7 protein-coding genes and 1 pseudogene are annotated in these 10,471 nt (G+C 69.9%); all 8 read right to left on the bottom strand.

Going from position 1 to position 10,471, the window contains the following annotated elements; genetic code table 11:
* A pseudogene (locus AB0P41_RS26540) lies at nucleotides 1–137 on the bottom strand (ATP/GTP-binding protein); the annotation flags it as partial.
* On the bottom strand, nucleotides 118–825 hold the full coding sequence (locus AB0P41_RS26535) for a DUF742 domain-containing protein (RefSeq protein ID WP_356713519.1): 708 nt from the start codon (nucleotides 823–825) through the stop codon (nucleotides 118–120). The pseudogene AB0P41_RS26540 and the gene AB0P41_RS26535, both read right to left, overlap by 20 nt.
* 89 nt (nucleotides 826–914) lie before the next feature.
* On the bottom strand, nucleotides 915–1,328 hold the full coding sequence (locus AB0P41_RS26530; RefSeq protein ID WP_006127847.1) for a roadblock/LC7 domain-containing protein: 414 nt from the start codon (nucleotides 1,326–1,328) through the stop codon (nucleotides 915–917).
* 10 nt (nucleotides 1,329–1,338) lie between these two features.
* Nucleotides 1,339–4,524 carry a nitrate- and nitrite sensing domain-containing protein gene (locus AB0P41_RS26525; protein ID WP_365934523.1) on the bottom strand — a complete coding sequence of 1,062 codons (3,186 nt, stop codon included), beginning with the start codon at nucleotides 4,522–4,524 and terminating at the stop codon, nucleotides 1,339–1,341.
* A 349-nt stretch (nucleotides 4,525–4,873) separates the two neighbouring features.
* On the bottom strand, nucleotides 4,874–5,455 hold the full coding sequence (locus AB0P41_RS26520) for an ATP/GTP-binding protein (protein WP_360998266.1): 582 nt from the start codon (nucleotides 5,453–5,455) through the stop codon (nucleotides 4,874–4,876).
* Nucleotides 5,436–5,843 carry a DUF742 domain-containing protein gene (locus tag AB0P41_RS26515; RefSeq protein ID WP_356713524.1) on the bottom strand — a complete coding sequence of 136 codons (408 nt, stop codon included), beginning with the start codon at nucleotides 5,841–5,843 and terminating at the stop codon, nucleotides 5,436–5,438. The genes AB0P41_RS26520 and AB0P41_RS26515 overlap by 20 nt, the downstream gene beginning before the upstream one ends.
* Before the next feature lie 134 nt (nucleotides 5,844–5,977).
* A complete protein-coding gene (locus AB0P41_RS26510; RefSeq protein WP_003966009.1) occupies nucleotides 5,978–6,400 on the bottom strand; it encodes a roadblock/LC7 domain-containing protein in 423 nt (140 codons plus the stop codon).
* Nucleotides 6,401–10,183: a nitrate- and nitrite sensing domain-containing protein gene (locus AB0P41_RS26505; protein WP_365934521.1), complete on the bottom strand. Its 3,783-nt coding sequence runs from the start codon at nucleotides 10,181–10,183 to the stop codon at nucleotides 6,401–6,403.
* Between the last annotated feature and the right edge of the window lie 288 nt (nucleotides 10,184–10,471).

Genomic DNA, 10,471 nt, shown 5'->3' with positions numbered 1-10,471 from the left:
GCTTCGGTGCGCAGCGGATTGATCTCCGAAACGGCACCGACAAACGTGGTCTTACCCACGCCGAAGCCCCCTGCCACCACGATCTTCGCCGAGGTAGTGGAGCGGGCCGCTCCGCCGCTAGAGCTTGCGAAGTCCACTGAGCACCCTTTCGAGCAGTGTCACATCTGGCTGGCCGCCGGCGGCCTCGTCGCCGCCGGGCTGATGGATAGCGACGAGTCCGGCCTCGGCCAGGTCGGCGACGAGGATCCGGGCAACGCCGAGGGGGATCGAGAGCAGGGCCGAGACCTCGGCCACCGACTTGATCTCGATGCAGAGCCGGCAGATCCGCTGGTGCTCGGGCAGTTGCCCTTGCAGCCGGGCGGGATCTGCCGTGGTGCTGACCAGCGCCTCGATGGCGAGCTGGTACCGCGGCCTGGTCCGGCCGCCGGTCATGGCGTACGGACGGACCAACGGGTTGTGAGCCGCGGGCTTCGACGGCTGGGGGGCCTGCCGCTGGACCGGCTGGATGCGCGACGGCGGAGCCTCGTACCGCTGCGGCTGCTGCGGCCAGTCGTCAGCCGGCGAGCCCTGCTGCGGCTGCTGGTAGTGCTGCGGCTGCTCGTGCTGGGGGTGGTGCGGCTGCTGCTGCGGCCACCCGGAGCCCGGCTGCTGAGGCTGCTGCTGCCAGCTGCCCTGCGGGGGCTGCTGGTAGGGCTGATACGGCTGATAAGGGTCTTGCGGACCCTGTCTGCCGGGCATGGAGGGGTTGCCGAAACGATTGTCACCCTGCTCACCCGGAACCCGCTGACCGCCCTCGTACGGGTGTCCGCCTGTGGGTGCTGCCACGTTTCCTCCTCCGACTGCCGTTCGCCATCCCAGTGGTGCCGCGCCACCGCACCTTATGGCGCGGTGACGAGAAACGCACTGTCTGTCTGTTAGTTAAGAAGACTTCCCTGGAGTTCGGCGCGGAGATCCGGGGTAAGAACACTTCCTGCACGGTCCACGAGAAGTGCCATTTCATACCCAACCAGACCGATATCGGCGTCCGGGTGGGCGAGGACGGCGAGTGAGGACCCGTCAGAGATGGACATGATGAAGAGGAATCCTCGCTCCATCTCCACAACGGTCTGATTCACGGCACCGCCTTCGAAGATCCGTGAAGCACCCGCGGTGAGCGACGTCAGACCGGAGGCGACAGCCGCCAGCTGATCGGCGCGGTCCCGTGGGAAACCTTCGGACATCGCCAGCAGGAGTCCGTCGGCGGAGACCACCACCGTGTGCGACACCCCAGGGGTGTTGTCCACGAAGTTGGTGATCAACCAGTTCAGATTCTGCGCCGCCTGGCTCATCGGGCTCACACTAACGCTCCTGGTTGTAGGTATTACTTGCGTCCGAACCCGCGGTCCGTCCCCGCAGGACACCACGCCGCAGGTTGCTCAACCTGCCGCGTACGTCCTCAGGGGCGCGGGAGACCTGTGGGCCGCCCTGCTGGGTCTGCTCCGCCGTGCCCTCGACCAGATTGGCCTTGGGTACGCGCCGGGGGAGTCCGGAAGGGGTGATTCCGCCCGCCTTCGGATCCCGGAGCTTCTCGGCCCGCTCCCAGCGCTCGTCGTTCGACGAACGCCAGTCGGCGGGCTTCTCCCCGTCGGCATGCTCCGTCTGCTGTGCCTGCGGCTGTTCCTGCTGCGGCCGCTGCCGCTGCTCGGGTGCGGCAGGCTGATCGTTTCCGCGGCCGGTGGGCTGCCAGTGCTGCTGGCCCGCACCCCGGCGCGGGAGGCCCGCCTCGGTCAGGTCCTGACCGGGATTCGGGGTGGGCCCCGGGCTGTCGAAGCCTACGCGGTCCTGTGTCTCAGCGGGTGCGCCCGGAACCGCTTCCGCTTCGGGCTGCGCCAGGGGATCGAAATCCCCCTGGTAGGAACCCTGGTCCGCCCAGCCGCCCTGGTGGGGGAGGCCCTCCTGCGGCGCGAACTGGCCGGCGTACTGCTCCTGCGTGCCGTCCGGAGAGGCGTACGAGGCTTCCGCGTAGGTGTTCTGCTGCGGATCCTGGTAGCCGTTCCCGGCGGCGTACGGGTCGTAGCCGCCCTCGTAACCGGGCTGCGCGTACCCCTGCTGCTGCTCCGGGGCGTACTGCTCCTGCGGGTACTGCTGAGGGGTGTACTCCTGCCGCTGCCCGGCGCCGTCGTCCTGGAAGGACGGGCGCTCGCCGCCGGCCTGCGCCTCCAGCGCAGCCCGCCGTTCCTCACGCATGAGTGAACGGTTCACCGGGTCCAGCTGCGGGGAGTCGGCCACCGAGGTCTCGTAGCGCGAGTCGTCGAAGCCGAGCTCCGCCGCCGTACGCATCGGGACCTGCTGCGGCATCGGGTCGAACGACTGCTGCTGCTCGGACATGATCGAGGAGACCGTGAAGTCGTCCTGCGGGAGCCCCTCGCCACCGCCACCGTGGGTGATGGCGTCCGGCAGCATGACCAGCGAGGTGGTCCCCGCCTGCTCGCCCGAGGGCCGCAGCTGGACGCGGATGCCGTGCCGGTCGGCCAGCCGGCCGACCACGAACAGACCCATCCGCTGGGACACCGCGGCGTCCACGGTCGGCGGGTTGGCCAGCTTGTGGTTGATGTCGGCGAAGTCCTCGGCGGTGAGACCGATTCCCTTGTCGTGGATCTCGACCATGACCCGGCCGTCGGGCAGCCGGGTCGCGGTGACCCGGACCTTGGTCTGCGGCGAGGAGAACGTGGTGGCGTTCTCCAGCAGCTCGGCCAGCAGGTGCACGAGGTCGGTCACGGCCTGGCCGTGGATCTCGCTCTCCGGGACACCGGTGAGCTCGATGCGCTCGTAGGACTCCACCTCGGAGGAGGCGGCGCGCAGTACGTCGACGAGCGGCACCGGCTGGTTCCAGCGGCGGCCGGGCTCCTCGCCCGCGAGGACGAGGAGGTTCTCGCCGTTACGGCGCATACGCGTGGCCAGGTGGTCCAGCTTGAAGAGGCTCTCCAACTGGTCCGGGTCGGCCTCGTTGTTCTCCAGGTCGGTGATGAGGGTCAGCTGGCCCTCGATGAGCGACTGGTTGCGGCGCGACAGGTTGGTGAAGATCGCGTTGACGTTGCCCCGCAGCATGGCCTGCTCGGCGGCGAGCCGGACGGCCTCGCGGTGCACCTGGTCGAAGGCGCGGGCGACCTCGCCGATCTCGTCCTGGCTGTTGATCGGGATCGGCTGCACCCGGGTGTCCACCCGGCCCGGCTCGGTCCGCGACAGCTGGTCGACCAGCATCGGCAGCCGCTGCTCGGCGATGCCGAAGGCGGCCGTACGCAGCTGACGCATCGAGCGGCTCATCTGGCGGGCCATGAGGCCGGCGATGATGAAGGCGGCCAGCAGCGAGATGATCACGATCGCCGCGTTGACGATGGCGTCGTTCCTGGCGTCGGTCGAGATCTCCGCCGCCTCGGTCACGGCCTTGTCGACGAGCTCGTTCTCGACCGTCGTGTAGCCGTCGAACTTGGCCGTGGCCGCGGCCATCCAGGTCTCGGGGGTGATGCCCTTGGCCTTCAGCTCGTCGGGCTGCTTGCCCTGCCCGATCTGCTGGGCCATGCCGTCGAAGACCGATCCGTCGATGCTCGGAGGCGCCACGAAGGGCTTGCCGGCGGCCTTGGCCTGCGCCTGGGCGGCCTTCAGCTGCTTGGCTCCCTCGGCCGCCTTGCCGGCCATGACCTCCTTGAGCCGGGCGGCGTCGGCCTCCGTACCACCGGACACGAACTCGCCGAGGGCGATCTGCTCCAGGTAGTTGTACGAGCTGAACGCCGTCACCTGGCCGTTGAAGTTGCGCTCCTCCTGGCTCGGACGCACCAGCAGGTGCATACCGATCGAGCGCTGAAGCGATTCGGCGGCCTTCGCCAGCTCGATCGCGTACACGGTCCGGCCGTAGCTGGTGATGTTGCCGGTGCCCAGGCCGAGCTCGTTGGAGAACTCCATCAGCGAGTGCTGGACCTTGGTGTAGCCCTCTTCCGTCTTCACCGGGTCCATGGCCTCGGCGTAGGCGGCCTTGCGCAGCTCGGGAAGGAGCGGCTCCTCCACCTTGAACAGCTTCAGACGGCGGTGGAGACCCTCCTTGTCCGGCATGTTCTGCACCGCGGCGTCGAACTTCGACGCGGCCGCGTCCGTGGTGGCGCGCACCTTCTCCACCTCGGCGGCAGTGCGCTTGTTGGACAGCAGCGGTTCGGCGGTGAGGTCGCGCTCGTTCAGCAGCGCCTGGCCGTAGGCCGCCGCCGCGCGGACGACCAGGGCCGTCTTCTCGGCGTCCTGGGCCTCGTTCCAGGTGTCTATGGACCCCTTCACCTGGAAGCCGCCCATGACAAGACCGACGAGTGCCGGGATCAGGAGAATCGCGTTCAGCCGGGTGGGCACCCGCCAGTTCCGCGGAGACAGCCGACTGGTGCTGCCGCCCGCCGGTTCCGCCTCGGACGACGTGTCCGCGGGCGGGGACAGCGCGGCGCGCGGCGGCGGCGTGAAGTTGCCCCGCTCCGGCTGCGCCGCGGAGCCCTCGTTGCTTCGCCTCACTCGACCAACAACCTCTCGGCGTCGGCACCTACGTTGTGCCGGATTATCGTTCAGGAGCCGTACTACTGGGTAGTTCGAGGCATTGCAGCACGCGGACCGGTCGCGTTCCAAACAGTCGGAATGAGTAATTCCGCCTGTGACCCGACGCCGATAAAACGGGCATAAAGAGCGAGCCCCGTCAAAAGGCGAGGCTCGTATGAGCGCAGTGGTACCGGTCGTGCGCGTCGGGTGTTGATCGGGCTCCAATTCTCTGTCGAAATGTTATGAACACGGGGGCGGATCGTGTCAAAGGACACAGGCCGCCCCCGCTTGACTACAGCAAGTTCCGTAGATCGCTGCCGACTTACGGCTACTTCAGCCGGGCCATCAATGCGTGCTCGACCAGGGTGATCAGCGCGCTCTTGGCGTCCGCGCGGTGCCGGGCGTCCGTGGTCAGGATCGGGGTGTCCGGGCCGATCTGGAGTGCTTCGCGTACTTCGTCTGGGGTGTAGGGCTGGTGTCCGTCGAAGCCGTTGAGGGCGATGACGAAGGGGAGGCCGCTGTTCTCGAAGTAGTCGACGGCTGGGAAGCAGTCGGCGAGGCGGCGGGTGTCGACGAGGACGACGGCGCCGATGGCGCCGCGGACCAGGTCGTCCCACATGAACCAGAAGCGGTCCTGTCCGGGGGTGCCGAACAGGTAGAGGATCAGGTCCTGGTCCAGGGTGATGCGTCCGAAGTCCATGGCCACCGTGGTGGTGGTCTTGTCCCCGGTGTGGGTCAGGTCGTCGATGCCCGCGGACGCGGACGTCATCACGGCTTCGGTGCGCAGCGGATTGATCTCCGAAACGGCACCGACAAACGTGGTCTTACCCACGCCGAAGCCCCCTGCCACCACGATCTTCGCCGAGGTGGTAGCGCGGGCCGTACCGCCGCTAGAGCTTGCGAAGTCCACTGAGCACCCTTTCGAGCAGTGTCACATCCGGCGCGCCGCCGGCCTCTCCGTTGCCCGGCTGGTGGATGGCCACCATGCCGGCTTCCGCCAGGTCCGCCACGAGGATCCGTGCCACACCGAGGGGCATGGCCAGCAGGGCCGAGACCTCGGCCACCGACTTGACCTCGCGGCACAGGTGGCAGATCCGCTGGTGCTCGGGGAGCAGGGTCCCGAGGTGGGCGGGGTCCGCTGTGGTGCTGACCAGCGCCTCTATCGCGAGCTGATAGCGAGGCCGGGTCCGGCCACCGGTCATGGCGTACGGACGGACCAGCGGCTGGTCACCTTCACCGTCGTACGACGCGTGGTGCAGTGCGCCGTACGGATCGGGTGAGGCGGGTGGCGGGGTCATAAATCCTCCGGGCGTGACAGCAGGGTGTCGGCTTGCCGTCTGAAGGTGGCCGGTGAGGGGCTGTGGCGGCCGGACGGGTGAGGGTTTTGAGTAGTACCTGGGGGGATCGCGTCAAGTGTCTGCCGCATGGCCGTCTAGTGGAGCAGACTTCCTTGTAGTTCGGCACGGAGATCAGGGGTGAGGACGGTCCCCGCACGGTCGACGAGGAGTGCCATCTCGTACCCGACCAGACCGATGTCCGCGTCCGGATGGGCGAGGACGGCGAGTGACGAGCCGTCGGAGATGGACATGAGGAAGAGGAAACCCCTCTCCATCTCCACGACCGTCTGGCTCACGGCGCCGCCTTCGAAGATCCGTGAGGCACCCGCGGTCAGCGACGTCAGACCGGAGGCGACAGCCGCCAGCTGGTCGGCGCGGTCGCGCGGGAAACCTTCGGACATAGCCAGCAGCAGGCCATCCGCGGAGACCACCACCGTGTGGGACACCCCTGGGGTGTTGTCCACGAAGTTGGTGATCAGCCAGTTCAGATTCTGCGCGGCCTGACTCATGGGGCTCAACTAACGCTCCTGCTGGTGAGTGGGGCCGAGTTGGAAACTGCCGGTAGACGAGCCGGTGTTGGCCTGTCGTCCCTGCTGGATGCCCCGGCGGAGATTGGTCAGACGCCCGCGTACGTCATCCGGCGCACGCGAAACCTGAGGTCCGGACTGATGATTCTGCTGTTGAGCAGTGCCCGGAACCAAATTGGCACGTGGGACACGGCGCGGCAGTCCGGAAGTGGTGATCCCGCCGGCGGCGGGCTTCTTGACCCGCTCCGCCTGCCGCACGAGGTCGTCGTTGGGCGAAGCACGCCATGAACTGGTGGCTCCGGTGTCGGCCGCACCGCGCCGCGGCATGGCGGGAGGCGGGCCGGCGGCGGGCTGGGGAGCGGCCGGCGCCTGCGGCTCCGCGGCGGGCGGCTGCTGGCCACCCTGCTGCGGTCCGTGGAACCAGTTCGTCTCCAGCGTGTCGTACAGCGGCGTACGTCCGTCACCGGGACCGGCCGGCGGCAGCACCTCGGGCTGCTGCGGCAGGGCCGGGCGCTGTGGCAGGTCCCCCATGGAGGGGGCCGGCGGACGCGGTGCGCCGAAGTCGGCGTTGTCGGAGCGGTGCGGTGCCGGGGCCTGCGGGCGCTGCGGGCCCTGTGCGCCGAAGCCCTGGTCCTGCTGGGGGCGGTTGCCGAAGCCCTGGTCCTGCGGCGGCGGGGCGTTGAAGTCCGGGCGGGCGAACTGCGCGGTGCTCGCCGGGTCCTGCCCCTGCGGTGCGTGGGGAGCCTGCGGAGCCGAGAAGTCCGGGCGGGCGAACTCGGCGGTGGCGCCGGGGCCCTGACGGTCGTTCATCGGCGGACGCTGGTTCGGCGCGCTGAACTGCTGGTCCGGGGCGGAGGTGCCCGGCCGGGTGAACCGGCCGGCCTCGTGCTCCTCGTGACCGCGCGGCGAGTCCGGCTGCGTGCGCCGGGGAGCACCCTGCTCCTCGACACCCCAGCTGGTGCTCTGCGGGCGCTGCGGCTGCGGGTTGCCGCCGGGCAGTTCGGCCCGGGGGCCGCCGGAGGGCGGGAGCTGGCGGCCGGGGCCGCCGGGCTGCTGCGGGCCGCCCTGGCCCTGGCCGGGCTGGTTGCCCTGGCCGAGCTGGGCCTGCTGCGGCTGCGGAGCCTGGCGTCCGGGCTGGCCGCCCTGCTGGCCGGAGTGGCCGAAGAGGTTGGGCCGGCCCGAGTCGGCACCGGCCGAGGGGTCCTGCGGAGGGCGTGCGCCGGGGCGGGCACCGCCTGCGAAGGCACCGGCGAGGCCGCCGCCCTGGCGCGGAGCGTCGGAGCGGCCCTGGCCGGGCAGGCCGGGTGCCTGCCGGCCCGGGTTCTGCTGGCCGGTTCCCTGCTGCTGCGGACGCTGTCCGCCGTCGCGCGTGGGCAGCCCGCTGTCACGCGTGGGCCCTGCTGCGTCGCGCGTGGGCAGTGCGGCCCGGGGGGCCGAGCCCGCGCCGACCTGACCGCGCGGGGCGGCCGAGCCCAGTCCCTTGGCCGGAGCCGCAGGAGGACCGGAGAGCCCGGGACGCTGGCCGCCCGCGGGGGGAGCGCCACCGCCTGCGAGGAGTCCGCCCGGGGCGCCGGCCTGCGGGCCCTTGCCCTGCTGACCCGGCTTCGACGGCTGCTTGCCGCCGTGCGCGACCTCCATGGGCAGCATGACCAGCGCGGTCGTACCACCGGAGTCGGAGGGGCGGAGCTGGATGCGGATGCCGTGACGCAGGGACAGCCGGCCGACCACGAAGAGACCCATGCGGCGGGAGACCGAGACGTCCACGGTGGGCGGCGAGGCGAGCCGCTCGTTGATCGCGGCCAGGTCCTCGGGGGAGAGGCCGATGCCGGTGTCGTGGATCTCGACGAGCACACGGCCGTCGGGCAGGGCGTGACCGGTGACCCGGACCTTCGTCTGCGGCGAGGAGAACGACGTGGCGTTCTCCAGCAGCTCGGCGAGGAGGTGCACGAGGTCGTTGACGACGCGGCCCGCGACCTCGGTGGCGGGTACCGCGGCCAGTTCGATGCGCTCGTACTGCTCCACCTCGGAGGCGGCGGCACGGAGCACGTCGACCAGCGGCACGGGCCGCGTCCAGCGGCGGCCGGGCTCCTCGCCCGCGAGGACGAGGAGGTTCTCGCCGTTACGGCGCATACGGGTCGCGAGGTGGTCGAGCTTGAAGAGCGAGGACAGCTGGTCCGGGTCGGCCTCGCGGGACTCCAGTTCGGAGATGAGCGAGAGCTGACGCTGGATGAGGCCCTGGCTGCGGCGCGAGAGGTTGGTGAACATCGCGTTGACGTTGCCTCGCAGCAGCGCCTGCTCGGCGGCCAGCCGGACCGCCTCGCGGTGCACGTCGTCGAAGGCCGCGGCGACCTGGCCGATCTCGTCCCGGGAGTGCACACCGACCGACTCGACGGAGGTGTCGACGTCCTGCGGGTCCGTCTCGGAGAGCTGGCGGACGAGCTCGGGCAGCCGGTCCTGGGCGACCCGGGTCGCGGTGTCCTGCAGCCGTCGCAGGGAGCGGATCATGGACCGCGCCACGACGAAGGCGCCGACCAGCGACACACCGAGGACGATCAGGATGATCGCACCGTTGAGGATCGCGTCGCGCTGCGACTCCTCCTTGAGCTCGCGGGCCTTGCTCTCCATCTCACCGAGGAGCGTCTCCTCGATGGTCTTCATGGCCTGGATCTTGTTGGAGCTCTGGTCGTACCAGTCCATGTACGTACGCGTCTTGCCGCTGCCCTCCATACCGAGGGGGCTGTCGAGCACCTTCTTCGCGTACATGTCGGCGGCGGTTATCTCGGGATTCCCGTTGTCCAGCGGTGCCAGCAGCTCTGCCGAGCTCTTGCCGGTGGACTCGTAGGTCGTCTCGAACGTCTTGAGGGTCGTGCCCGCCTTGTTCAGCGCGTTGCGGCCGAACGACTGGTCGTTGGGGTTCAGGTGCGTCTTGGTGCTGTCGCCGCCGGGCAGCGCCGCGGCGATAATGGCGCGCTCGACGGAGGCGTACTCCTTCGAGGAGGAGAAGGCGGCCAGCGCACGCGTCCGCTTGATCATCTCCGGGCTGCTGGTGGCCTGCGCCATGTCCTGCGAAAGGCTCAGCAGCGACGTGATCAGCTGGCTGTACTGGTCGACCGTGTTGAGACTCGGGCTGCCCTCGGCGTACGCGTCCTTGCGGATGCTGGTGATGTTGCCCAGCTGCGTGCCTATCTGGCTGACGCTCGCGTGGATGCTGTCCAGGGCCGCGTCGCCGGGGGTGTTGCCGATGTCGTCGGTCGCCTCGAAGAAGGCGGCCTTGGCGCGGTCGGTGCGCTCCCGGGGCTGGGTGACCTTGTAGTCGGTCGCCTTCACGCCGTTCGACAGGGGGCCGGCCGACTTGTCGCGCTCCTCCTGGAGCGCGTTGGCGAGCGCGGTCGCCTTCTTGGTCATCTGGGTCAGCAGCTGCATGTGCTCCAGCTGGTCCATGTCGTTCATGGACTCGTTGATCCGCAGTCCGCCAAGGGTGGTCGCCGCGACCACGGGGAGGGCGAGCAGGGAGACCAGACGGGTGCTGATGCGCCAGTTGCGCAGCGCCAGCCGTGAACCGGCGGGGGTGGGTCCGGCCGGCTTCAGGGGCGGCGGCGTGGCCTCCGCGCTGCCGGCGCCCGTCGTACCGGAACGCTGCGCGCGGTCGGCGCCGTCACCGGAGGCACCGGGATTCTGGGCGTGCTGGGGCGAGGAACCGCGGTCGTTCCCGCCGCGCGGTTCCTGATCCGCCGGGGTTTCCCCTCGGCCCTGGCGGGGCTGGGGCGACCCCATGCCATCCCTCTTGAAACGTCCCTGCACTAGCGTCGCAACCTCTGGACCAGGCGTCCCTCCGCGCATGCGCGACGGGACGGTGTCGGCGTCGTGGGGCGCTGGACGCGCCCCATGGTGGTCGTGAGTGACCGGCGTACTTCCCCCTCCCGCCGCCACTCGGCGCTGCGTTGCGCCCCTGCGCGCTGGGCCTGAAACCCGCGGCGGTGCGTGGAATTCCAGCACAGTGGAGGATCTCCAACAAGGGCCGCGTACCGGGCTGTGACCTGGATGACACGGTGTGATGGCCGG

This window comes from Streptomyces sp. NPDC079167, from assembly GCF_040686735.1.
GTDB lineage: Bacteria > Actinomycetota > Actinomycetes > Streptomycetales > Streptomycetaceae > Streptomyces.
This window is presented reverse-complemented; position numbering and strand designations above follow the sequence as displayed.

Bases quoted from the DNA above. Each gene is read 5' to 3' on its own strand.
- AB0P41_RS26530 (WP_006127847.1), bottom strand. From the start codon at position 1,328: ATGAGCCAGGCGGCGCAGAATCTGAACTGGTTGATCACCAACTTCGTG.
- AB0P41_RS26515 (WP_356713524.1), bottom strand. From the start codon at position 5,843: ATGACCCCGCCACCCGCCTCACCCGATCCGTACGGCGCACTGCACCAC.
- AB0P41_RS26505 (WP_365934521.1), bottom strand. From the start codon at position 10,183: ATGGGGTCGCCCCAGCCCCGCCAGGGCCGAGGGGAAACCCCGGCGGAT.